Genomic DNA, 25655 nt, shown 5'->3' with positions numbered 1-25655 from the left:
AAAATAATTAATCGCCATAAGTTAACGATAAGCAAACCCCTCGCCACTTGTTAGCTTGATTATATTATGTAGCTTATTAAACCTTTAAGCCGGTTCACCAGCAGGGCCATATAATCGATATTGCCAGTTTTCGATTTGGTGAGTATCAATACGTCTTTGCATACTCGCCACCCAGTTTTGTGCCAAGCCTTCACATTGCATCAATTGCTGATATTGTTCAGGGTCGACTTCAGGTAAGAAGTAAATCTTCATCGCCTGGGCAATACTGATGTCGTTTTTTCGTTCAATCAACACTATGCTGTCATTTGCGTTAATTTCTCCCGCTTGCAGCACTTTATAAAACCAACCACACATGCGACTTTCTTGCATTGCTAATGCAAATTTAGGATGGCCAAATTGCAGATTAAGCTTGAAACACGGTGAGCGTGGTTGAGTCACTTGCAATAAGACTTCACCTATTTGAATAATGTCACCAATATTCACTTGTGACTCATCTAAACCTACAGTACTGATGTTTTCCCCCATGGCTGGGACATCTTTAAAGTTAGTGATTAAATCCCAACGACGATACTGACCATAATGCTCACGCGGAAAATGGTGTAATACACGTTCTTCACCGCCATGATGAATCGGATCGGCTTGCTTATCACCTTCCACACCATGTTGCGTCACACTAAGACTTTGCACTGGGAGTTTATTATTCATACCACTATCAATACTTTCTAAGGTATCAATTTTATCTCCACGGAATAATCCTGAAATCTTTTTTGCTAACACATAGCCTGCCATTAATACGCTCTCGTCATGATATGAACAAATATAGAATTTATTAACTGTGAATTAATAAGACAACACCACCTGATTTCGACCTTGCTCCTTTGCTTGATACAAGGCGATATCTGCGCGGTTAATGAGTTCTTCAGGTGTCTCAGTTTTACGATACTCAGCAACGCCGCTGCTAATGGTGATATTAATATCATTGCCATTCACTTTGATACTTCTAGCAGCGACAGTTTCACGCATGCGATCAGCTAATTCATGCGCCTGACTGATATTCATATTAGGTAATAATACCAAAAACTCCTCCCCACCCCAGCGACAAAGTAAATCCGCTTCTTTAAGGTTTGACTTGAGTACATTGGCTGCAGACTGAATCACCAGATCTCCGATATTATGCCCATATTTATCATTCACTTGTTTGAAATGATCGATATCGATAATGAGCACAGCCATCGGTGTTGACTCGACCAAAGATCGAGATAAAGCTGGGGTAAAGTATTCTTCAAACGCTTGCCTGTTGGCTGCACCAGTTAATTTATCTGTCGACGCCATCATTTCCAATTTTCTTTGGTATTTACCCAAAGTCATATTGGCAATCAATAAAATCCCAAAGGTCACCACTAAACTCAAACCAATGTTGAGCCAAAATGTTGTGAGCAATTTCTTTTCTGCCAACACTTCATCTTGCTCAACCATCAAATACCATTGAAACTCTTCAACCAAACGGCTATTCAAATAAATCGTTCTGTTATCTCGCCTATAGGAAAAAGATGCACTTGGGCTGGTTAAAATACGGGTTGCTAACTTCTCTAACCCTGCTGTCGATTGTAAAGTAGTCGCACCATCAAACCCTTTGCTGCGCAAAGTAATATTGCCTTGTCTATCAGAGAAATAAACTTTGCGGTTATAACGTGTCTGGTATAGCTCAATCATCTTTTTCACGCTTTCAACGGCCAAACCTACACCGGTGACACCAATGAAATTACCTTCAAAGTCATACACCTTATAATTAACATAAATGACCGTACGATTTTTATCGGCGGTATCGGTATCAATGTTAATTTCATAGTCTTCTGACTTAGGTAATGAACGTACTCGAAAATACCAAGCATCTTCACTTGAAACATCTTCAATTTTTTTTAGCACACCACTGGAATGATAGTAATTCCGACTCGATTCAGAGATGAAAAAACTGGTTACCGTATTATATTTTTGCTGGATTTCGTTAAGGTATCGGATCAGTTTTTCAGGGTCTTGCTCATCATTAATGGTCCAGTCCCGAACAAAGGTATCTTGCGCCATTAACGAGGATATAAAGATAGGTCGTAGAAGGTCTTGTTGAATTTCAGAATAGATATTGTCACTGGTCAGCGGCAATGTATTATCTTCTATTTGCTCGCTTAATGATTCATGTGCAACTTGGTAGCTAATTCCACTTGTGACAATAAATGCAGCTAAAAGCAGTATGGATAACATCCAAATAAAACGCTTTTTATCGTTCCAAACTTTATTTCCCATAACGCCCCTACTAAAACTGAGCTCTTCAAAGTAGTAATGGATGCAAGTGGTTACTGATGTATGTGACTACATAGGCAAGTGGCAATCTATTATTAGCTTGATAAGAACTGGTATATGCGAACATGTTAAACCAATGTAAATACTAACTGAAAAGCAATGAAGGCGCATCGGATTTTTGAGCCAAAAACTCTGTATTTATCAGGTATTGCAAATCCTTTATTTTTACCGAGATAAAAAAAGACCCTGTAAATGGGGGGATACAGGGTCGTAAATTCAAACAAAAAATTAAATAGGGTTGTAATTAACTCCCAGGAAGTGGAAGGCCTATATCAAACTAAATCTTTTGCGGAAAAGAATTGGCTTTCAACAAATTACGGCGAAATTATAGATTTACTACATGACATAATCGCGACAGTTATGTGACAGAAAAATGAAGCTATCCACCAAAAGACAACTTCACTTACTTAACTATTTATTTTCCTATTCAGTTAGCTAAATAGTGTTTTAAGTCGTCACCAGGAACAGAGCTTGGCGTCGCAACAGCAAAAGCTGCCCATCTCGCCCCTTCTTCCATCGCTTCAGTAATGCTTTTTTGCTCACACAGGAAGTGAATTAAACCTGCTGCGTATGCATCGCCTGCGCCTGTGGTATCCACCACCTCAGATAGAACAGCAGGTACATGTACTTGATCATCCTCACTATAAGCGATGGCTCCATTTTCACCATCGGTTACCACAAAGTAACGTAATGACTCACCGGCTATTTGAGTCGCAAAACGCCATTTTTCTTCATTGCAGCGCCCCTCCATATCGGTAATAGAGGCAATGAGAATATGACATGGGCGCACTCGTTCATCTTTGGCTAGTTGCGACACGACAAGGCAGGAGTCTAAAGCTGACTCGGTCCAACCACTGATACCTTTTGCAGAAGAATTAGTATATAGAGCATCGAATTGCAGCCAATTAGGTGGAGAAGATAATGCAAATATTGGACGTTCTGGGCGAATAATGGTTCGCTCACCGTCTGGCGTCATCACCAATAGCATTTCACAGGTATTACCCTGAAAGCGTTCTACTAAGCGACAATCTAAACCTTGGGTACTGGCTTGAGCTAAAATCCAGTTACCAATTTTATCATTGCCTACTTGGCTAACTAGCGAAACTGAATGACCTGCCCAAACAAGACCGATCCCTGTATTGGCGCCACCACCACCCAGCCGTAAACCACCATCTTGATAATGAAAACGTCCACCGGTTTGTAATGGTTTGTCTAACTGAAGTAGTCGGTCACAGTTAATATTGGCAAGCAGTAAAATATTGGCCATAGCAATCTCTTTTAACTATTCAATGTTCAATGCACCAACATCATTATGATAGAAATGACAAAATGGTGAGAATAGAGATGATGCATTCAAATTCAGTATACTGCAAATAACAAAAAAGGCAGTGACTATGGTCACTGCCTTTCATTAACTTATTTCTTAAACGTTAGATACTTACATATCAGCGGCTTGTAATGGTTTACGTAATTGCGCACGAACATTATCCATTCCTGAATAAAATTCTTTCATCATTAACAAGCCCATCATTTTGCCGTTATCAGTCCAAATCAAGTTGTCTGGGTCATTCGGGTCATTCTTAATCGCACCAATGGCTCTCATTGAAGCCATTTCTTTAAATAATGCGGTATCTAAGTTAACACCAAATGTGTCGCGGAAGTATTTACGTGACAAACGGCCTGAGAACATACCTAGCAAGAAGCGGTATTGCATCACTTCTTTCTTGCCGTATTGCTTTTGTTGCTCAACACCCATCTTGCCACTGGCAATACGTTCTTGGTATTTCTTCAACGAGAAAGTGTTCACGTATAAGGTATCATCTAAGAAACTAAATGAACCAGAACCGACTCCTAAGTATTCATCAAAATCGATAACGTATTCATCAAAGCCTTCATTATTGGCTTTACCAAAAGCCCAACCAGAAAGTTGAGTGTACTGGCCATTTAAGCTATTTAGAATTTGACGGTATTGACGCGCCATGTCGCCATGAGGTGCGGCTAGCTTGCCTTTCACACTCTTACGGGTTTGATGGGTAATCATCAATGGATAAGTGGTGATTTGGCGAGGGTCTAATTTTGAAGCCATATCCAAATCATGTTGGATAACTTCATCGGTTTGACCACGGAAACCGAAAATCAAATCAACATTAATAATTGGGAATAATTCTTTAGCCGCCATAATGCGGTCAAAAGTCTGCTGACCAGTGCCGAACTTTTCAATACGGTCAGTCATGGTCAAAATGTCATCGTTAAAGCTCTGTACACCAATAGACATACGATCGACTAAGCCTTCTAATTGCTTAAAGCCTTCACTGTCTAAATGTTGAGGATCTGATTCACATGACACTTCTTTAATACTTGGGAACAGCTTTTTAGCATGTTCAATAGTGCGAGCAAGTTCATCTTCAAGCACTGTTGTGGTGCCACCACCGATGTACATAGATTCGAAATCGTAACCGAGGTTTTTAACCATATCCATTTCTTTACGTAAAGAAACGAAATAGCGACGAGCCTTGTCTTCATTAAATAAGAAGCGATGAAAAGTACAGTAAGAACACAAGGTATGACAAAAAGGCACGTGCGCATAGAGCATATACTTTTTGCCTTCCACTGGGTTCGGCATCATTTCTGCAGATACAGTATCTAAGCGCAAATTACGGTCAACGTAAAATTGCATCACTTTTTCCATCGCACTGATCATCCAATCTGGCGTAGTAATATTGGCCTGGTAAGGTGATTGGATAATTTTATCTGATGGCTTAATTATTGATGACATAGCACTTCCTATCTTAAAATATGTACATACTCGCAATGCTAAACGATTGCTGATTGAGCAGAGTACTCTCAATCGAGTAACCATTATGTGAACTATCTATAACTTAGGAGGTAATCACAACTGATTCAATTGATTTTTACCATAGAGATCACAGATTAGCACTCATTAAATAACCAATACCTAATGTACACTATCCGTATGTTAAATATAACAAAGCTTTATGTTGTAATTTTGAACGTTAAAATTCAGATACAAAAACACCCTCAAAGCAAAGCTATTGAGGGTGTTTACGATTCAATATAGAGACTAATTAGTCTTTATATTTAAGCTCGCCTTTTTCTTTGATTTCATCATACCAAAGGTTGTGATGCTGTTTAGCCCACTGCTCATCACAGTAGCCAGACACCATACAATCCATACCACCTTCAGACATAGCGGTTGCCATGAAGATATGCACGATAGAGAAAGCACAGATTACGATAGCGCTCACTGAGTGAGTAACTAGTGCAATCAAACTTAAGGTACGGCTTGGTTCAAATAAGTTCGGGAACAGTAATAACATTCCTGATACTGAGATGATTAGACCGAATAGAGCAAATGCCCAGAACCATAGTTTTTCACCTGCGTTAGCAAAACCAGCGTCAGGGTGCTTGCCTTTAAATGGACCGAAGTTAATGTAACCACCAACCACCATCATCCATTTAATGTCATACATTTTTGGCATTTGGTTTTTAGCCCAAAGTACTACCATTAACGCCCAACCCAACATGAATGGGATAGCCATGTAATCATGGATAACTTTAGAAGCATTTACCAATCCAGCCCACATACCTTCACCAATGTATGGCTGAAGGAAGTAACGGCCAGCAAGTAGTACTAAACCTGTCAAAATCAATAACATGCAAGGAATCGCACCTAGCCAGTGAATTGATACGTCAAATTTAGACCAGCGATATACCATCTTACCAGTGAAACCACCGTGTAATTTCGAAATACCGTTAATTTTCATAAACAGTACGAAAATGATGATCATGCCAAATAGCGATAAAGCTAAAGCAGGAGCAAGCCAGTCACTACGCAAATCAAATACACGTAAATCATAGGTATTGATTGGTTGTTTATGGAACTCACTTGTTGAAGTCGTACGTCCTTCAGCACCGTCTTTAAGCTGTGCCCATAATTGTGCATTGCCATCTTGAACGGTTAGAGACTCTTCAACATTTCCACTTGCGTGGGCGAAGGTCATGACACTGAACATCAGTGCGATAACAACGCCAATTTGTTTGAACCACTTGTTCATATTACATCCTCTATGCTATTCGATGCCTAGGTTGCCCTAGGCATCATAGCTAAGCTGACTAACACGCTTGGAGATTAACCCCAAACACCTTTGTTAGCTCCGCGGTATGCAACACGCTCGCGGAAGATAGCAGAAACGATTTCTGCATCACCTGCAAGCAGTGCTTTGGTTGAACAAAGCTCAGCACACATTGGAAGTTTACCTTCAGCGACACGGTTAGCACCGTACTTCTCACGCTCAGCGTGTGAATGATCTTCTTCAGGGCCACCAGCACAGAAAGTACACTTGTCCATCTTGCCACGGCTGCCGAAAGCGCCTGACTGAGGGAACTGTGGAGCACCGAAAGGACATGCATATAAACAGTAACCACAACCGATACAAGTATCTTTGTCGTGAAGTACGATGCCGTCTTCTGTTTTGTAGAAACAATCTGCAGGACATACTGCCATACAAGGTGCATCACTACAGTGCATACATGCAACTGAGATTGACGCTTCACCGCGCACACCATCATTGATAGTGACAACACGACGACGTTGGATACCCCACTCTAAAGCAGAGTCGTTTTCGTTTTTACAAGCTGTGACACAACCATTACATTCAATGCAGCGCTTGGTATCACATAAAAATTTCATTGTAGCCATTTGGCAATTCTCCTAGCTATAGCTGCAGTTACGCTTTTTCAATTTGACAAAGCGATGCTTTGGTTTCCTGCATTTGCGTCACAGGGTCATAACCGTAGGTCAATGCAGTGTTACATGATTCACCTAGTACGTAAGGTACTGTGCCTTCTGGGTAATTAGCCTCAAGACTCTCACCATGCATCTCACCAGCGAAGTGGTAAGGCATCCAAGTAACACCAGGCTTAACGCGTGGAGTAACCATTGCCTTAATCTTAATACGTCCGCCTTCAGCACCTTCTAACCACACTGTGTCGCCGTCACGAAGACCACGGTCAGCAGCATCAGCAGGGTTAATTTCAACAAACATTTCTTGTTGAAGCTCTGCAAGCCAAGGGTTAGAACGAGATTCTTCACCACCACCTTCATACTCAACCAGACGACCAGAAGTCAGTGCTAATGGGTACTTAGCGCTGTTGTCATTGTCTTGAATTGACTTGTAAAGTGTTGGTAGACGATGTACTTGCATATCTGCGTACGTTGGATACTTAGATACTAAGTCACGACGAGGCGTGTATAACGGCTCACGGTGAACAGGTACTTGGTCAGGGAATGTCCAAACAATACAACGAGCTTTAGCGTTACCGTAAGGGATACAGCCGTGCTTCATTGCAACGCGTTGGATACCACCTGAGATATCAGTTTTCCAGTTTTTGCCTTCTGCATGAACTTTTTCTTCAGCAGTTAGCTCGTCAAACCAGCCAAGCTGTTTAAGCATGTCTGCAGTGAACTCTGGGTAACCGTCAGTGATTTCAGCACCTTTAGAGAAGCTGCCTTCAGCTAACAAGTTCTTACCTTGGTATTCGGTACCGTAACGTGCACGGAAATTACCACCACCATCAAGAACATGCTTGCTTGTGTTATAAAGAATTTGAGTACCTGGATGCTTCTGCTCAGGAGTTCCCCAACAAGGCCAAGGTAAACCGTAAGTTTCGCCTTTAGCAGGTCCGCCAGCAGCTTCAAGTGTCTTGTTGCTGAACGTGCCCCAGTTTTGGGTGTGCTCTTTGATACGCTCAGGGCTTTGACCTGACATACCAATGGTCCACATACCGCGGTTAATTTCGCGAGTAATGTCTTCGATAACAAGCACGTCATTGGCATCTTTAGCGATACGCTTAGTGTACTCGTCTGCAAAACCAAGCTTTTGAGATAAACGGTACATAATCTCAAGGTCAGTTTTTGATTCGAATAATGGCTCAACAACTTTTTCACGCCATTGTTGTGAACGACCAGAGTTAGATACTGAACCTTCAGTTTCGAACTGAGTACAAGCTGGTAGCAAGTAAACACCGTTTTGACGACGATGCATTACACCAGCCATTGTTGGGAATGGATCCACAACAACTACAGTGTCCATCTTGTCTAGTGCGTCACGAACATCATCTTGACGCGTTTCAGTGTTAACTGATTGACCCCAGAAGAAGCCCATGCGTACACGGTCTTTTTGTGCTAATTTTTCAGGTGTTTCTAAAACACCGTCATGCCAGCGTGAACAAGGAATACCAGGAGTATTCATTGGTACGCGACCAAGGTATTCATTTTGGTCGAAACGGTTTTTCACCCAGTCTAGCTCGATGTCCCACACGTTTGTCCAGTGATCCCATGCGCCAGAAGTTAAGCCGTAGTAACCAGGTAAGTTATCGAATAACAAACCTAAATCAGTCGCGCCTTGAACGTTATCGTGACCACGGAAAATGTTAGTACCGCCACCAGAAACACCCATGTTACCCAGTGCTAATTGAAGGATACAGTAAGCACGTGTATTCGCGTTACCTACGTGATGCTGAGTACCACCCATACACCAAACAACAGTACCTGGACGGTTATCTGCCATCATTTTCGCAGCTTGGTAAACTTCTTCTTCGCTACAACCAGTGATGTCTGCAACTTCTTTCGGTGGGAACTTCTTCACTTCTTCGAGAATTGATTCCATTTCGAAAACACGTTCTTTGATGAACGTTTTGTCTTCCCAACCGTTTTCAAAGATGTGCCAAAGCATACCGTAGATGAAAGGGATATCCGTACCTGGACGTAGTGCACAATGAAGATCAGAGTGTGCAGCAGTACGTGAGAAACGTGGGTCAACAACAATAATTTTTGCGTTGTTTTTCTCTTTAGCAATAAGGATATGCTGCATTGCAACTGGATGCGCTTCAGCCGGATTTGCACCGATGAAGAAGATTGCATTTGCATTCTGGATATCATTGAAAGAGTTAGTTTGCGCACCGTAGCCCCAAGTGTTAGCAACACCGGCTACCGTGGTAGAGTGACAAATACGAGCAGAGTGATCGACGTTGTTCGTGCCCCACATTGCCGCAAATTTACGGTACATGTAGCAACCTTCGTTCGAGAACTTAGCACTACCCATAAAGTAAACTGAATCAGGACCTGATTCTTCACGGATATCCATCATCTTGTCGCCGACTTCGTTGTAAGCCTGCTCCCAAGATAGTTTCTTCCACTTGCCGTCAACCAATTTCATTGGGTATTTAAGACGCTTTTCGCCATGACCATGTTCACGGATAGCAGCACCTTTCGCACAGTGACCACCAGCGTTAAATGGATGATCGAATGCAGGCTCTTGACCTGTCCAAACGCCATTTTGTACTTCAGCGTATAAACCACAACCAACAGCACATGCAGAACATACAGTACGTTTGATTTCAGTTGGTGCATCATGCGGTACATCATGCGCTTCAGCTCTACGCATCATACCAGTGCCCATTAATGAAGCAGCGGCGATACCACCTGTTGCAATACCTGCATTCTTCATAAATTGACGACGGTTAATACCGAGCGACTTTGATGCAGCTTTAGGTGCTGCGGTAGACTTGCGAGTTAACTTCATCGCTTATTTCTCCTGAATTAGCCGCGTAAGCTATCGTAGTAGCTACGAATATGCGCAGTTTCTTTGTAACCTTTAGCATTTTTGCTGCTAACGTTACTCTCGGTTGCTTGGGCCACACTCACACCTGAAACAGCAATTGCTGCAGTAGCAGCGCTACCTACGGTGATGGCTTTCAGCAAAGATCTGCGGTTCAGATCAGGCTGTTGCTTCTTCATCTTTACTCCCGGTTAAATCACACCAACTCATCGGTTGATGCCCTAATAGGCCTTCTCGATTCCTCAAAACCTGTTGTTAACAACAAGTTAATGAAAGTGAATCCAAAAGGTAAAAACACTTCTAAATGAATAATGTTAAAAATTTTACGCCGCTAATATATAGGGAGAGTGGTCGAAAAAAATTGATCTAGCACCAGTTCACATTCCAAAAAAAGCGATGGAATCAACAAAGCGTTAACTGGGTCATATTTTAGAAAGGTTTGCTTTTGAAATGAACAAATCTGCAGCTTAATCCGCAAAGCTACATTTGTTAAAAACCTTAACATCTCATGCAGTTAGATAGTTGATAAGCTATCCTTGTTATTGAGAATCCTTATTATTCACTTATAGCATTTATGACTTAAAACTAACGGCGATAGTACTCTTAGCTATTAACGATACCCAAGCAACGGCCTAAATAATGTTTATCGACTCATTAACAATCAAGTGACTTCTTACGCCAAATGATTCTACGAACAATGCTTAAATTGAGTGACAGTTAAAGGGGCAATTAAAGGGATAATGACAGAACCAAAAGACACACCAAAAGACAAACAATCAGCCCCAAAATCGAGGGCTTTGAATGACCTTCAAACTCGGGTTAGTTTGAAGTAATTTTTAAATGTAAGCTGGGAAATTAGACTGGTAGTTTGATAAACAGAGGCAACATTTTTCCATAGCGTCTTTACAAAAATAAAACCTCTACCAATAAAAACACCCCAACGAGATTAGCTCAGTTGAGGTGTTTTTCACTGCTTTAGCCTTATTGGCTTAGTTCAATTACTCTTGGTATTTCAAGGTACCGTTAGCTTTGATTTCATCGTACCAAAGATTGTGATGCTGGATTGCCCAGTTCTCATCACAATAACCTGAAACCATTGATTCCATACCACCTTCACTTAATGCTGTTGCCATCCAAATGTGTACTATCGTGAATGCAATTAAAATTGCAGCACTAACACCATGAACAAGTAACGCAAGCATTGAAGCTTCTCGCGGTAAATCTAAGCCAGGAAGCACTAACATCATGCCTGATACGCTGATAAATAGACCAAAGAATACTAAGGTCCAAAACCACATCTTTTCACCAGCATTGGCAAAGCCACTGTCTGGATGCTTTCCTTTGAATGGACCAAAGTTGATGTAACCACCGACCACAAGGAACCACTTCAAATCGTACATTTTAATGGTTTGTAGTGGCATCCATTTAACAATACATACCAACCAAGATACGATGAAAACAGGACCTGTCCAATCATGCACAAACTTACTGAAAGCAATGACCCCGGCCCAAATGCTGGCACTCACATAAGGTTGAATAGCAAATTTACCTAATATGATCATCAAACCTGTCAGCATTAAGATTAAACAAGCAATTGCCATAATCCAATGCAGTAAAATATCTGCTTTAGACCATCGTTCAACCATCTTGCCTGAAAAACCTTTGGTTAATTTTGCTGGACCATTGACAAAATAGAACACTAAAAATGCACCAAATACACCTACAAGCGCTAACGCTACTGCAGGGGTAATATAGTCATCCCTAATAATTCTACCTTCATTGCCACCAACATTGATTAATACTCCAGGTTCAATGCCTTGTGCTGTAGTGCGACCAGTTTCACCGCCTTTTACAGCCCGCCATAATTCAGCTGGGTTATCTTTTGCTGCCTGCTGCTTACTTGATTGTTCATCTGCTGCTAAGGTTGTGGTTGAAAAACCCAACCCCATCACCAGAACCAACAGAGCAAACAAGCTACGCAGTGATTTGTTTAACTGTTTGTTTAACATTGTCACTCCTTGCTTGGTTACGGACAAAAGCCCGTAACCTTTTGCTCTGCCTAAACCATATCACCCGTTTTAGGGTCGTAACCCCAAATTGCATCCGGGTTACCACGTTTCGCCATACGTTCGCGGTAAATAGTCGATACGATATCTGCATCACCAGCTAACAATGCTTTGGTTGAACAAAGCTCTGCACACATAGGTAATTTACCTTCAGCAATACGGTTTGCACCATACTTCTGACGCTCGGCTTCTGAATGGTTCTCTTCTGGGCCACCGGCACAGAAAGTACACTTATCCATTTTGCCGCGACTGCCAAATGCTGTCTTTTTCGGGAACTGAGGTGCACCGAAAGGACAAGCATAGAAACAGTAACCACAACCGATACAAGTATCTTTATCATGCAGTACAATGCCGTCGTCGGTTTGATAAAAACAATCCGCCGGACAAACGGCCATACAAGGTGCATCTGTACAGTGCATACATGCAACTGAAATTGATGCTTCGCCTGGTTCACCATCATTGATAGTAACCACGCGACGACGTTGAATACCCCACTCTAGAGCGGAATCGTTTTCGTTCTTACAAGCTGTGACGCAACCGTTACACTCGATGCAGCGTTTTGTGTCACACAAAAATTTCATGACTGCCATAGTGGCTTATCTCCTCATCAAGTTAATTAGGCTTTGCTGATCTGACACAAGCTAGACTTCGTCTCTTGCATCTGAGTCACAACGTCATAACCATAGGTCATTACTGTATTGGCAGCTTCACCAATAACATAAGGAACCGTGCCTTCTGGGTAGTTTTTCTCTAGGCTCTTGCCTTCGAAAACACCAGCGAAGTGGTATGGCATGAAACATTCACCAGCAATGACTCGTGGAGTCACCATTGCTTTAACTGTGATTTTAGCGCCTTCTGGACTGTGAACGAATACGTCATCACCATCACGTAAGCCGCGATCTGCTGCATCAGCAGGGTTAATCTCAATAAACATTTCTTGCTGTAATTCTGCAAGCCATGGATTTGAGCGCGTTTCTTCACCACCACCTTCATACTCAACTAAACGCCCCGTCGTTACTGCTAATGGGAAGTCTTTTGCAAAGTCTTTATCTTGAATAGACTTATACAGAGTAGGAAGACGTGCAACCATACGATCTTCGTAGGTTGGGTACTTAGACACTAAGTCACGACGAGGGGTATATAATGGCTCGCGATGGATTGGAATATCATCAGGGAAGTTCCAAACAATAACACGCGCTTTCGCGTTACCGTAAGGGATACAACCGTGATTAATCGCAACACGTTGGATACCACCAGAAATATCTGTTTTCCAGTTTTTCCCTTCAGCATGAACTTTTTCTTCAGCGGTTAAATCATCCCACCAGCCAAGCTGTTTAAGCATGTCTGCGGTAAATTCAGGATAACCGTCTTGAATTTCACTGCCTTTAGAGTAAGAACCTTCCGCAAGAATGTTGTTACCTTCATGCTCTACACCGTAACGTGCACGGAAGTTACCACCACCATACTTAACTTCACGTCCAGTACGGTACAGAATTTGTGTACCTGGATGTTTGTTTTCTGGTGTGCCCCAACAAGGCCAAGGTAAACCATAAGTCTCACCTTTAGCTGGACCACCTGGTGCTTCTAAGCTTTCAATATCGAAAGTGCCCCAGTTTTCTTGGTGCATTTTCAAACGCTCAGGGCTTTGGCCTGTGTAACCAATAGTCCACATACCTTTGTTGAACTCGCGCGTCATATCTTCGATTAATGGCTCATCGCCATTCACTTTAATATGCTTACAGAATTCAGCTTCGATGCCCCATTTTTTCGCCAGCTTGTACATAATAATGTGGTCAGCTTTTGACTCAAATAAAGGATCGATAACCTGTGTACGCCACTGTAGTGAACGGTTTGAAGCCGATACAGAACCGTAAGTTTCAAACTGTGTCGCTGCTGGCAGTAAATACACACCATCAGTACGTTCGTGCATGACACCTGCCATTGTTGGGAAAGGATCCACAACAACTACTGTGTCCATTTTGTTCAATGCTTCACGCACTTCACGGCCACGAGTTTCAGTGTTAACTGATTGACCCCAGAAGAATGACATACGGATGTTGTCGTTCTGAGCAATCTTAGATTTGTCTTCAAGTACACCATCATGCCAACGTGAACATGGGATACCCGTTGAAGTCATTGGGTCTTGGCCTAAATGTTGAGCTTGGTCGAAACGGCTTTTAACCCAATCGAAATCAAGATCCCATACATTACACCAATGCTTCCAAGAACCCGTTTTCAGGCCGTAGTAACCAGGTAATGTATCGAACAATAAGCCAAAGTCAGTTGCACCTTGAACGTTATCATGACCACGGAAAATGTTAGTACCACCACCTTCAACACCCATGTTACCAAGGGCTAATTGGAGGATACAGTATGCACGAGTGTTCGCATTACCGACGTGATGCTGAGTACCACCCATACACCAAACCACAGTACCAGGCTTAGTCTCTGCGAGTAATTTAGCCACGCGATGCATTTGCTTTTCTGGTACACCAGCAACATTTTCAACTTCCGCAGGGTTCCACTTCTTCACTTCCTCACGGATACGTTCCATACCGTATACACGTTGGTCGATGAAAGTTTGGTCTTCCCAGCCGTTTTCAAAAATGTGCCACAACAAACCATAAATGTAAGGAATATCCGTACCAGGACGAATATGCACGAACTCGTCAGACTTAGCTGCAGTTCGGGTGAAACGAGGGTCGACTACGATAATTTTCGCGCCGCGCTCTTTACCTTCAAGGATGTGTTGCATTGAAACTGGGTGAGCTTCACAAGGGTTCGAACCGATAAACATCATCGCTTTCGATTTACGAATGTCATTAAATGAGTTCGTTTGCGCACCGTAACCCCAAGTGTTTGCAACACCGGCTACAGTGGTAGAGTGACAAATACGTGCAGAGTGGTCGACGTTGTTCGTGCCCCACATTGCCGCTAATTTGCGGTACATATAAGCTTGTTCGTTTGAGAACTTTGCACTACCCATGAAGAACACTGAATCAGGGCCTGACTCTTGACGAATGTCGAGGGCTTTTTGACCTACTTCTTCAATCGCTTGTTCCCAAGAAAGTTTCTTCCACTTTCCGCCTTCCAGCTTCATTGGGTACTTAAGACGTTTCTCACCATGACCGTGCTCACGTAGTGCAGCACCTTTAGCACAGTGACCACCAGCGTTAAATGGGTGATCGAATGCAGGTTCTTGACCTGTCCACACACCATTTTGTACTTCAGCGTAAATACCACAGCCCACTGAACAGTGAGAACAAATAGTACGTTTTACTTCAGTTGGTGCATCATGTGGTACGTCTTTAGCTTCTGCTTTACGCATCATTCCAGCACCAAGCATTGATGCAGCGGCGATACCACCTGTTGCGAATGTTGCTGACTTTAAAAATTGGCGACGATTCAGTCCAAGTGCAGGCTTATCTGCCACTTCAACTGTCTCTGTTTTGCGGGTTAATCGCATCACATATTCTCCTTAAATTACTTACTACGTAACGTGTCGTAGTAACTACGTACATGGCTTGTTTCTCTATAACCATCACTTTTACCCACAACTGGTGTGGCTTCTGGTGAGGCAGCTAGAGCTTGTCCGCTAACAGTAGCAACTGCGCCAGCGGCACTGCCGACAGCCAATGCTTTTAGCATTTGACGACGACCCATGTCGGAAGCTTGCTTCTTCATAGTCTCTCCTTAATAAACGCTTAACATAAAAGGGTAAATACACCCTAGATTGAGTGGGAGTAACCTCCCGTTTCGGTCTATGCCACTGAATTTACATTCAGTGGCATAAATCTTTGTACCAACAACAATGTAGGCTAATTAAGATGCCAATTCATTGGTTGAAGGTTCAATTTTTTCTGCAGATTCTGATGCAGAAGCTTCTGCTTCACTGCCTGGGCAGTTCACAGGGATATCTAAGCTTAATTGCTCAAATTCATTTGCTTCTACTTCAAAAAATGCTTTAGCTAGTAATGCAACTGGAGCGTAAAATGCAGCACTAGGTGTTTTTTCTAATGTGTCACAAAAACGAGCTATCCAGCTGCCAATATGGCGTTGGTAAAACGCTAACTGACGGTAACCGGGTGCTTCTAAAATCAGAGTCCCCATCACTTCACATAATGCAGCAACATGATCTTCAGGCTCTTTCACTTCATCTTCGCGAGCAAAACCCAGTTGCAGTAGGTCTTGACGCAATAAAGCCAAAGGCTTATCCATCAATGAACCTGTCATAAACCAACTTGCATAAGGCAATACTTCACCACGACCAACACCGTAAAAAATGTTGAAGTATTCTTCTTCGAGTTCTTTTTCGGTGTACTGAGTTGCAGCAACTTTCAATGCAGCCCAAGCCGCTGTCATGTCATTTTCTTCTTCAGCATCGATTTCAAGCTCAGCTAAAAACGCTAGCAGTTCAGCACTTGGCTCACGGCGTAATAAGGCTGCTAATATTTGGTAAATATCTGCCCGTAGCTGATCGTTTTCTGAAATTTCTCTAACTAATTCGGTCATATCGGGTCTCTTATCGAAGTTGCTTCTCAGGGTCTTCAAGAATGTCTTCAAACATATCTTTTACGCGGCAATCACCACACATTTTTAACCGCTCAATGTTGGCGTTAAATGCTGAGTGACCTCCAATCATATCAATCATGCGATGAACCATTGATTGTGTAGCAAAAGCGGTTCCGCAACGAATACACTCGAACGGAGCCTCTTCTTTTAACGTTTGGCGCTGCTGACGTGACGCTTGGTCTAAGTTGACTTGCGAAGTAATCGTAATCACATTCTCAGGACAAGAGCTTTCACATAACCCACACTGAACACAGTCTTGTTCAACAAAATGTAGTGCAGGTTTATCACCGCCATCAGTCAATGCTTGAGTAGGGCAAGTCGCCACACAAGACATACATAAAGTACATTTGTCTTGATTAACTTCGACTTTACCGTAAGGCACATTGTGAATAGCAATACAGGTGTCACTTGCTGCAGCTTGTTGATTAAGATGATCAATAGCTGCATATAATGTTTCACGCTTGGTTGTTTGCGTGAAAGCTGCTGGCACAGTTAATGGCCAATCTAAACTTATAGCCAATTTGTCATTAAGTGACGCTAAGGTCTCTGTATCAATTAAACTAATACGTTGCGGCTGACCCATTTCATCTAAAATAGTATTCGCCAGCGACAATTCACCGTTCAACATTTGCGTCAATGTCGGTGCAGTTGCATCTGTATTTAAAATTAATACCTGACGTGCGCCCCAAGCTAACGCTGACATCCAATGATCAATACTGGCAACGGTAATTTCTTCCAGCTCAACCGGAATAATGTCACCGACCAAATCTGCAGTAATTAATTCAGCACCAACGGCACTGTCATGGAATAAGATGACAGGTGCAGCTTGAGCTTGCTCAAGGTAGCGGCTAATTAACTTTTGAATGTAACTATGAAGTGCTTGTGGCGTTGGTAAATCAAATGCGATTGCACCAGTTGGGCAAGCATTGGTACAACTGCCAGCACCATGACAAAGGTATGGATCGATTTCAATTTTCTGCTCGATACTGCTAATCGCATCTGCAGGACAGAAATTCAAACAACGGTTACAGCCATTAACGCCATTACGGTTATGTGCACAGATATCACTGTTCACTTTCACATAGCGTGGCTTATCAAACTCACCAACAAGGTCTGGAATTTGCTCTAATGCATCAGCGAGTTTTTCAGCATCTTGGCCGACGTAAAAGTAACCCGGTGGCAGCATTTCAAGGTTTAAACATGGCTCCATGCTCAAATCTAAAACGATATCAAAATGCGGCTTACGGATGGCGACTAAGCTTAATTCAGCTGCTTTACTGTCTTGTCCGTCACTTTCTACTGTTACTTGGAATTGGCCTAAAAAGCCTTTAACAGAGATAAGTTTGTTGTAATAGCTTTCACTATTCACAGCAGCATTCATTACCGCTTCAAGATGCGCTTCATCTTGGCTAGTAATGGCTTCGTTAGCCAAAATTACGGTATTGGCCATAGTAGACAGTTTGTCTGCAGCTAATCGAGCCAAATCTTCTGGGCCGATGACTAACACATTGCCTTCAGTCGTATAACTGACTGTTGGTGGGATCAAGTTTTGGATCACTTGAGTCTGTGCTAATACCTGCTGGCGAACTTGTTGTAGTTCAAGCGGGGTTTGACTATTGCTCACATTGCGTTCCTGAACAGTTTTCAGCTGCGGGGAATACTTATTACGCTGTTCAATCCATTCATAATCAATGCGTCATCTACTCGCGTTAATTACATCAGCTAAAACAATAAGTAAAACACCTAACACGCCAAAATAGTGGACATAAAATTATTGCGTCGAACTAGACTTTTACTTGGCTTTGAAGCGGTTGTTCCACTTCCTGCGCCAGAATCAGATCATCATTCTGATTAATTAAGTCAGTCTCTGCGACTAATTCACTCTTCTCATTTATACCTTGTGGGGCATCAGCTGCATCACCAACTGTGTCATCTCCCTCACTGGCTAATAACTCTTCATCTTCAGCTGTTTCTTTCTCGTCTTTCATGACGTTTCGGAAAACTTTTTTGGCCAACTCAGCAGAGACTTCTGGGCTCAGTTTGGGTTGGTTGCTGTAATCTAAGGCATACTCAAGTAAGCCATCAATTTCGTTATACTGTGGTTGTTTCCATAACGCTTTTAACGCTGCCGATTTTGCCTCAGGAGAGACATTAGCTCCCATAAACGAAGCAAAACTACCGCCAACTTCGATTTTTTCTGGATCAGGTAAATCTTCAGCTTCAAGTATCTTCTCAGGTTGGTCTGCTTCTGCCGACTCAGCTTGAGCATCATTACTTGGGATTTCTTCGTTATCAGCTTGCGCCTGTAAAGCTTGTGCTTGTTGCTCTTGTTGAGCTAACTCAGCAGCTTCTGCTTCAACTTGTTCGCGACGCTCTGTCCAGCGAGAGAAAAATCCTCTAGGTTTATCGCTCATTAATGACTCCGAAGGTGATCTGTACTTGGGCCTTGATCCTTGCGGCGATTAACGTGTTTACGTCGTTTAGCTGAAATTTCAACTTCTCCATGACGCGTGATAAATGCTTCAACCCAACATGCTAATGCTTCTGGCATCGGCATATTTAACACCGGAGTTTCTGACTCTAAGCAACCGGCAGCGACATTTTGGTCACATGAAATAACGGCAGGAACATAGGTTCCATCCGCTAGCTCATCACACACGATATAAAGCATGGTGTTGTCCATATCTAAATTGATACGGTAACTTCCGCGCTCATCTTTATGTAATTCAAATAACACTAACTTCGCGCCCTCGGGAGCTTCGTGAGTCGCAGGAAGCATTTGATCGACTTCCCACGTCACCGATGGCCACCGACCTATCATTTTCTCAACTTTCTTGAGTGATACGTACATAGGCCAAACATTTTCAGTGTGTTGCATAAAAGCTGTGCCCTTAAAAACATGAATCAACGAGGAATAAACAAAAGAACAATAAATACATAAACTTAATTAACAATTGCGTGACCTTTTCAAATACGAAATATGGCCTTATTCCTCTATATAGTCATTAATCTGCAATAATAGTGCCAAATAAAATCAAACCAAAAATTTGACCTAGATCTCTTATTCAACATTAAGAGTAGGACAATTTGTCCATATTGCTAATTTTACTAGGACATAAGGCTACGTTAATTAGCTGTTCCTGATTAACTTTTGTGTTAGATCACGCATTTACAATCTACTTGCTGTTACGGGAACAAAAGTTGCTATGCTGATACGCAGTTACTTTAATCACGATACTCATCTTAAAGCCGATGACGGCAATGGATGACACAGTCAGAGGCCTCAATATCAATGACGCAATCCAATACACGTGCTAAAGCCCCACTGAAACTCGTCAAAACTCAAGCAGAAGTGCCTTTAACCTTGCCAGTTAAAGCCATAAATGAATTAGGCGAGAGCATTGATAAATTTGTCGCCTGCGAGCGACCACTGACGGTTTACTTGAATTGGCAACCCATTGTGACCTTAATGACTTTGGGCGCTAAGCCTGAGTCTCTTGCCCTTGGCTATTTGAAAAACCAGGGGTTTGTGAATGATGCGAATTTACTCGAATCAATTATTGTCGATTGGGATGTCAATTCGGCAGCTATTCTGACGCAAGAACAAACCGCCGATTTAGATGCAAAGCTCTCTGAAAAAACAGTGACCTCAGGTTGTGGACAAGGCACGGTGTATGGCGGTTTCATGCAAGGGTTAGATGATATCAACTTACCGACACCAGAACTCAAGCAATCTACCTTGTATAGCTTGCTAAAAAATATCAACGCTTATAACGAGACCTATAAGAATGCTGGCGCGGTACATGGTTGCGGTATTTGTAAAGACGATACCATTCAGGCCTTTATTGAAGATGTCGGGCGTCACAATGCTGTTGATACTCTAGCGGGTGATATGTGGCTTGAAGGTGAGAACGGCAATGATAAGATCTTTTATACCACCGGTCGTTTAACCAGTGAGATGGTGATTAAGGTTGCCAAGATGGGGATTCCAGTATTGCTTTCTCGTAGTGGTGTAACCCAAATGGGACTTGAATTAGCACAGAAGATGGGCATTACCATTATTGCGCGAGCTAAAGGGCGCCACTTCTTGGTTTACCATGGCGCTGAAAACATTGAATTTGATGCTAATAAAGAGAAATAACATCATTTATTCACGCTGAGTCAGAAGTGTGTTTTAGCAAAAAAGTCTACTAAAAAATGGCTCTAAACAAGGAGCCATTTTTATTGCATATTTCTAAATTTTGCCCATTGAAGCCGCTGCGCATTGGTTAAAAAGCTCCATACCAATACTCGAGTAATCTTATTTCCCTGTTGCATTTCAATGGTTTTGACACTATCTGCTGATAGTTTCTCTAACAAGGCATAACACGGCTTAAGGTTTTCTGATTTAGACACTAACGAACTAAACCACAAGCACTGTGAAGCAAACTGCTGACTTTCAGTAATCATATTGGCTAAAAACTGCTGCTCACCACCTTCACACCATAACTCGGCTTTTTGGCCACCGAAGTTCAAACCACTTACCGCATTATCTGGTTTTTTAGTGGTTAAAGTTCCAGATGCAGCACCTTTAGCTGTCCCCTTCTTTGCTCTGTTAGCAGCTAAATTGGCGTTTTTCTTTGCACTACCTTGGCTTGCCTCTTCGAGAGAGCGATGAAAAGGCGGATTACACAATGTGATATCAAAGCGTTCATTCTCAGCAATGATGCCGCTAAAGATGTGATTGGGGTTATGTTGCTGACGTAAAGAAATCTTTCTTTTAATCGCCTGATTTTTATCAGCAATACTAGCAACATTGGCAATCGATATAGGATCAATATCACTGGCAACAAATTGCCAACCGTATGACTGAATCCCAAGTAATGGGTAAATACCGTTCGCGCCAGTACCAATATCTAACGCAATGACTTTCTGACCTTTCGGCACTTTGCCTTTGTCACTTAATAAGTCCGCAATGTAGTGTAAGTAATCAACTCTACCTGGAACAGGTGGGCATAAAAAGCCTTGGGGAATATCCCAATGCTCAATCTGATAATCAGTTTTTAGGATTGCCGCATTTAATGTTTTAACTGCTTGAGGATCAGAAAAATCGATTGATAAGTTGCCATAAGGATTAGGCTTAACAAAGTGGGACAATTTGGGACACTTTGAAATAAGCTCTTCAAAATCATAACCTTGGTTATGCTTATTACGAGGGTGTAAGGTCTTTGATATCGGTTTAGCGACTTTAACCTTCGACGATTGAGAAGGTTTATTCACCTTTTGAGTTTGCTTGGCACTTTTCGTATCGAGATTAGATTTACGTGCAGTGCCTTTGCTTGATGCTTTGTCTGCTGATGTCGATTGATTTTTATGTTTCATTAATCGTATAAGTACTTAGTAAACAATAAATTAACGACTATTTGTTGCCCAGTTTCTTCTTCTAGAAGCCTATTAACGGTTTCGTAGCACTCACGTCGAATGTCTTCACGGCCCGTTAATGATTTCACTTTGTCTTCCGCTTGGTTACCTAATACCTCAACAATTGCTGAGCGTAACAATGGATCATGATGCTCAATAAGCAAAAGGTGATCAGGATCTTTTACCATCAATTCTACACTGATTTTAACAAAGCCTAACTTCTTACGATTTGAAATGTAATTCGTCACTATGTCAGGTTCAAACCCATAATAAGCAAAGTTTTCTACCGTTTTTTCATCGGCACTATATACATTCATCGATAACATCATTGAAAGTAAAATTGCGTATACATACTTTGCCATAGTTAAACAAACTCCATTATTTATATAAGCTCTGTCGTGATAAACTGCACTCGTTGTGTACATTGTAACGAGTAATGAATGAAAGTGACCAGCCTTAGCTTCCCTTATGGTGAATCAATCCAATGGTTTTCACCTGAGAATTTCAATTCTATGCCAAAAACAGCGCTAAAAGAATGGTTACTTGCCACAGGCAGTTTAACTCAAAAATTAAGAAGCTGTTGCCAACATTTTGAAGTCAAAGTACTTGGGGAGCATCTAACGACCCCGTTAGCTGGCGAATGTCCTCATCAACACCGCGTTTGGGTTCGAGAAGTTTTATTATGCCTCGATGGCGAACCTTGGGTTTTTGCACGGACATTAATCCCCGAAGTATTAACCACTTTTCACCAACATAACTTCAAAGCACTCGGCACTAGACCCTTAGGTGAATTGCTATTTTCAAGTAATGATATTGTCCCAGGAAAAATTGAAGTCGCTGAATTTGAAAGTTGCAGTAAGCTAGCCCAACTGGCCACCAGCTTATCTCAAGAGGTGAACGCGCCTTTATGGGGGCGTCGCCGTTATTTCAATTTAGCTAACCAAGACATTATCGTCAGCGAAATATTCTTACCAGCTGCTGTCGCTAAGATTAATCAGCCTGCTCAAGTCCATAATATATAAACCTCTCAAATAGTTTAACGCTGAATACAAAAAAGGCCGCAATTGCGGCCTAGGTATACATACTTTATTTAAAAGGTTGAGCGCTTATGCAGTGCTTTTCAAATAACTTGAAACACCATCTAAGAACATTTGTACTGAAATCATCACCAATACCATTCCCATCAGTCGCTCAACCGCAGTGAGTCCTTTTTCGCCCAATAGTCGGGTGAATACTTTATAAAATAGTAAAATCACCGCACTCACGCCCCAAGCGGCAAGCAACGCAATAGTCCAGTCAGTCATTCGGGAGCTATCACTATGGGCAAGTAGAATTAATGCCGCCAATACAGAAGGGCCAGCCATTAGTGGGATTGCCATTGGTACAATAAAAGGCTCTTCGCCTGCAGCAAGTCCGACGACTCCGCCCGGCTGCGGAAATATCATTTTAATCGCAATTAAAAATAAAATAATACCGCCAGCAATACTCACCGACTCTTGGCGTAAATTGAGGAAATTAAGTATCGCTTCGCCAGCAAATAAAAACAGCAGCATGATGGCTAACGCAATCAACAACTCACGAATAAGCACGCGACGACGTTTTTTAGGTTCGATATGTCGCAAAATTGAGGCGAAAATCGGTAAATTCCCTAAAGGATCCATGATCAAAAATAGCATCACAGCAGCTGAAAATATGTCCATTACAAATATTCTATTATTAATTAACAAAGAAGCGCCATTGTATACTTAATGAGGCTGTTTTGGAGGTATGAACAGTAAGATTTGTTTATATTTGTCGGTTTTCGTGGATGTTTACCGTGTAAATTCTAAAGATGATGAATAATCAAGCTAAGCAAGTATTAAGTTAAATGAAATACTAGGATATACTTGATTGTTTTTTTCGTCTCTTTGATTCTTTTGGATTCCATGCTCTATCTTGTCGCTAGTTGTATTGCACTTTTATTCGGACCACTTTTTTATCGCTACTTCTCATCGGGAAGTGGGCTACAAAAAGGCTTGGACGGATTTATCTTCGTCTCTTTAGGCGGGCTAGTGCTTATTCATATTTTGCCTGAACTGCTCGAGCACGGCGGGATCCTCACATTATTATTTGTCGTGCTTGGCCTTTGGGGGCCTACAGCAAGCGAACGACTATTTCATCGATATTCTGAAATCACTCATAACGTCACCTTGACCCTAGGGATTGGTGGTTTATTGCTGCATACCATTACTGATGGCGGTGCAATGGTACTGGCTCAGCAGGAAGGTAATTCAACTTTACTTGCTCTTGGAGTCATCATGCATCGACTGCCTGTTGGTGTGGCTATTTGGTGGTTGTTAAAGCCGCAAGTAGGCACAAAGTGGGCTAGTGCAGTGCTTGTGGCAATGATGGCATTAACCTCTGTGGGTTATTTTGCCGGTGAGCAACTACTACAGCATTTAAGCATCGACAATACTGTTTACCTCCAAGCATTTGTTACTGGTTCTATTTTGCATGTGGTGCTACATCAACCCCATGGCAATCAAAATGATGATGTCCAGGGTCGTTACCAATATCAAGCGGGTATTGGCAGCTTACTGGGTGTTGGATTACTAGCATTGTTATTACTTGTTGATACAGGTGGTCATAACCACCATAGCCACGGCTCAGATCAATTTATGACTTGGTTACTCACAATCTCACCGATTCTGATTCTAAGCTATTTGATCGCAACGGCACGATTTAAAGCGGGTTTATCGCCTTTAAACGAAGGGTTAGCTAGTCGCTGGCTACAACGTTTAGCGGGCCCTGAAGCATTGATAATTACCCTATTATTACTCGGTCCATGGTTTGCAATATATCAAGCCATTGGCTTATTGGTTATTGGTACATTACTGAGTTTAGGTAACGTTGAGCTTACTGATCCCCATGAAAACCTACCGCAATCAGCATGGCGTTTTGGTTTTGCACACTTGGTAGATAGAAGTGCCCCTTGGATTGCTTTAAGCCTTATTTTGGCGAATTTAATTGGTCACCCTTCGATACACCTTGAGCACCCAGCGCTGCAAGTATTGATTCTGCTGGCGGTATTTTTACCAATGCGTTTCTGTAATCTAGGTGCTGCGGTATTAGCCCTTTCACTAGCCTATAGCGGCTGGAGTAATGTGGCTGTTGCGTTTGCCTTAATCGCTGCGCCTGTACTCAGTATTAGTCAGCTTAAACTGATGAGTTGGGGAATGCGCGCCGCTTTATCGACAGTGTTAGTTGTAGCTTTGTTATTTGCACATCACTATCTTGTCGATTGGCACCAATTATTAACCTTGCCAGATAGCATCAACATTACTGCTGCTGTGGTAGTAGGGTTAATCTTTAGCGCCAGCTTATTGCGTTTAGGCCCAAGAAAATTCCTCAGTCGTTTGCTGATTAAGTTTAACAGCCACAGTCATGATCACAGTCATAAAGACGGCCATGAGCACAATCACGGTCATCATCACTAAACTTATGCCATACTCAGTCTCAGCTTATTCTAACCAAGCATTGTCGTAGCGCTTGCTGCGACAATCGCGCAGCAGGATATAACGGTAACGTCTTAATTTAATCCGTTTAATTCACCCATACTGCTTTACTAATGCTTCACCTGTAA

Annotated in this window: 22 protein-coding genes; 3 read left to right on the top strand and 19 right to left on the bottom strand. The window is 42.1% G+C overall.

What is annotated here, in order from left to right; all coding sequences use genetic code 11:
• Positions 1-84 precede the first annotated feature (84 nt).
• The 16 genes from BCU84_RS08170 to BCU84_RS08095 form a co-directional block, all read right to left on the bottom strand.
• A complete protein-coding gene (locus BCU84_RS08170) occupies positions 85-789 on the bottom strand; it encodes an MOSC domain-containing protein (protein WP_102527596.1) in 705 nt (234 codons plus the stop codon).
• Positions 790-840: 51 nt separating this feature from the next.
• Positions 841-2298 (bottom strand): sensor domain-containing diguanylate cyclase, encoded by a 1458-nt coding sequence (locus BCU84_RS08165; protein WP_102527595.1) that lies wholly within the window; start codon positions 2296-2298, stop codon positions 841-843.
• 484 nt (positions 2299-2782) lie between these two features.
• The gene (locus tag BCU84_RS08160) at positions 2783-3622 is read right to left on the bottom strand and encodes a PfkB family carbohydrate kinase (RefSeq protein ID WP_102527594.1); all 840 of its coding nucleotides are present in this window, start codon (positions 3620-3622) and stop codon (positions 2783-2785) included.
• A gap of 171 nt (positions 3623-3793) precedes the next feature.
• Positions 3794-5131, bottom strand: coding sequence for a coproporphyrinogen III oxidase family protein (locus tag BCU84_RS08155; RefSeq protein ID WP_102527593.1), 1338 nt, complete (start codon positions 5129-5131; stop codon positions 3794-3796).
• A gap of 310 nt (positions 5132-5441) precedes the next feature.
• Positions 5442-6431, bottom strand: coding sequence for a formate dehydrogenase subunit gamma (locus BCU84_RS08150; RefSeq protein WP_102527592.1), 990 nt, complete (start codon positions 6429-6431; stop codon positions 5442-5444).
• 74 nt (positions 6432-6505) lie between these two features.
• Positions 6506-7075: a formate dehydrogenase FDH3 subunit beta gene (fdh3B, locus tag BCU84_RS08145; RefSeq protein WP_102527591.1), complete on the bottom strand. Its 570-nt coding sequence runs from the start codon at positions 7073-7075 to the stop codon at positions 6506-6508.
• 28 nt (positions 7076-7103) lie between these two features.
• Positions 7104-9959, bottom strand: coding sequence for a molybdopterin-dependent oxidoreductase (locus BCU84_RS08140; RefSeq protein ID WP_102527590.1), 2856 nt, complete (start codon positions 9957-9959; stop codon positions 7104-7106).
• Between the two features lie 17 nt (positions 9960-9976).
• Entirely contained in the window at positions 9977-10174 is a 198-nt protein-coding gene (locus tag BCU84_RS08135) for a twin-arginine translocation signal domain-containing protein (protein ID WP_102527589.1), read from the bottom strand.
• Between the two features lie 819 nt (positions 10175-10993).
• Positions 10994-12004 (bottom strand): formate dehydrogenase subunit gamma, encoded by a 1011-nt coding sequence (locus tag BCU84_RS08130; RefSeq protein ID WP_102527588.1) that lies wholly within the window; start codon positions 12002-12004, stop codon positions 10994-10996.
• A gap of 50 nt (positions 12005-12054) precedes the next feature.
• On the bottom strand, positions 12055-12651 hold the full coding sequence (gene fdh3B, locus BCU84_RS08125) for a formate dehydrogenase FDH3 subunit beta (protein ID WP_102527587.1): 597 nt from the start codon (positions 12649-12651) through the stop codon (positions 12055-12057).
• Positions 12652-12677: 26 nt separating this feature from the next.
• Entirely contained in the window at positions 12678-15527 is a 2850-nt protein-coding gene (locus tag BCU84_RS08120; RefSeq protein WP_102527586.1) for a formate dehydrogenase subunit alpha, read from the bottom strand.
• Positions 15528-15544: 17 nt separating this feature from the next.
• On the bottom strand, positions 15545-15745 hold the full coding sequence (locus tag BCU84_RS08115) for a twin-arginine translocation signal domain-containing protein (RefSeq protein ID WP_102527585.1): 201 nt from the start codon (positions 15743-15745) through the stop codon (positions 15545-15547).
• A gap of 138 nt (positions 15746-15883) precedes the next feature.
• Positions 15884-16573, bottom strand: coding sequence for a molecular chaperone TorD family protein (locus tag BCU84_RS08110; RefSeq protein WP_102527584.1), 690 nt, complete (start codon positions 16571-16573; stop codon positions 15884-15886).
• Between the two features lie 10 nt (positions 16574-16583).
• Positions 16584-18257 (bottom strand): 4Fe-4S binding protein, encoded by a 1674-nt coding sequence (locus BCU84_RS08105; RefSeq protein ID WP_102527583.1) that lies wholly within the window; start codon positions 18255-18257, stop codon positions 16584-16586.
• A 160-nt stretch (positions 18258-18417) separates the two neighbouring features.
• Positions 18418-19047, bottom strand: a complete 630-nt coding sequence (locus BCU84_RS08100; protein WP_102527582.1) for a DUF3306 domain-containing protein — start codon at positions 19045-19047, stop codon at positions 18418-18420.
• Positions 19047-19511 (bottom strand): DUF3305 domain-containing protein, encoded by a 465-nt coding sequence (locus BCU84_RS08095; protein ID WP_102527581.1) that lies wholly within the window; start codon positions 19509-19511, stop codon positions 19047-19049. The genes BCU84_RS08100 and BCU84_RS08095 overlap by 1 nt, the downstream gene beginning before the upstream one ends.
• Positions 19512-19925: 414 nt before the next feature.
• On the opposite strand from BCU84_RS08095, the gene BCU84_RS08090 reads away from it, so the two are divergent.
• Complete coding sequence (locus BCU84_RS08090; RefSeq protein ID WP_229370273.1) at positions 19926-20774, top strand: formate dehydrogenase accessory sulfurtransferase FdhD; 849 nt, start codon at positions 19926-19928, stop codon at positions 20772-20774.
• 80 nt (positions 20775-20854) lie between these two features.
• Here BCU84_RS08090 and rlmF read toward each other — a convergent pair whose 3' ends face one another.
• Together rlmF and BCU84_RS08080 are read right to left on the bottom strand one after the other, a co-directional pair.
• Positions 20855-21994: a 23S rRNA (adenine(1618)-N(6))-methyltransferase RlmF gene (gene rlmF, locus BCU84_RS08085; protein WP_102527579.1), complete on the bottom strand. Its 1140-nt coding sequence runs from the start codon at positions 21992-21994 to the stop codon at positions 20855-20857.
• Positions 21994-22395, bottom strand: coding sequence for a flagellar basal body-associated protein FliL (locus BCU84_RS08080; protein ID WP_102527578.1), 402 nt, complete (start codon positions 22393-22395; stop codon positions 21994-21996). Before BCU84_RS08080 ends, rlmF begins: the two co-directional genes overlap by 1 nt.
• Positions 22396-22473: 78 nt before the next feature.
• Here BCU84_RS08080 and BCU84_RS08075 point away from each other — a divergent pair, with 78 nt between their 5' ends.
• Complete coding sequence (locus BCU84_RS08075) at positions 22474-23055, top strand: chorismate lyase (protein WP_102527577.1); 582 nt, start codon at positions 22474-22476, stop codon at positions 23053-23055.
• An 84-nt stretch (positions 23056-23139) separates the two neighbouring features.
• Here BCU84_RS08075 and BCU84_RS08070 read toward each other — a convergent pair whose 3' ends face one another.
• Complete coding sequence (locus BCU84_RS08070) at positions 23140-23733, bottom strand: YhgN family NAAT transporter (RefSeq protein ID WP_102527576.1); 594 nt, start codon at positions 23731-23733, stop codon at positions 23140-23142.
• A gap of 225 nt (positions 23734-23958) precedes the next feature.
• Between BCU84_RS08070 and BCU84_RS08065 the strand changes: the two genes are divergently transcribed.
• Complete coding sequence (locus BCU84_RS08065) at positions 23959-25509, top strand: metal transporter (RefSeq protein ID WP_102527575.1); 1551 nt, start codon at positions 23959-23961, stop codon at positions 25507-25509.
• Positions 25510-25655 lie beyond the last annotated feature (146 nt).

Origin of the sequence: Shewanella sp. 10N.286.51.B7 (assembly GCF_002873615.1) — a bacterium.
In the GTDB taxonomy this organism is placed as follows: domain Bacteria; phylum Pseudomonadota; class Gammaproteobacteria; order Enterobacterales; family Shewanellaceae; genus Shewanella; species Shewanella electrodiphila.
The sequence above is the reverse complement of the archived record's forward strand: the minus strand, read 5'-3'. Positions and strand labels throughout refer to the sequence as shown.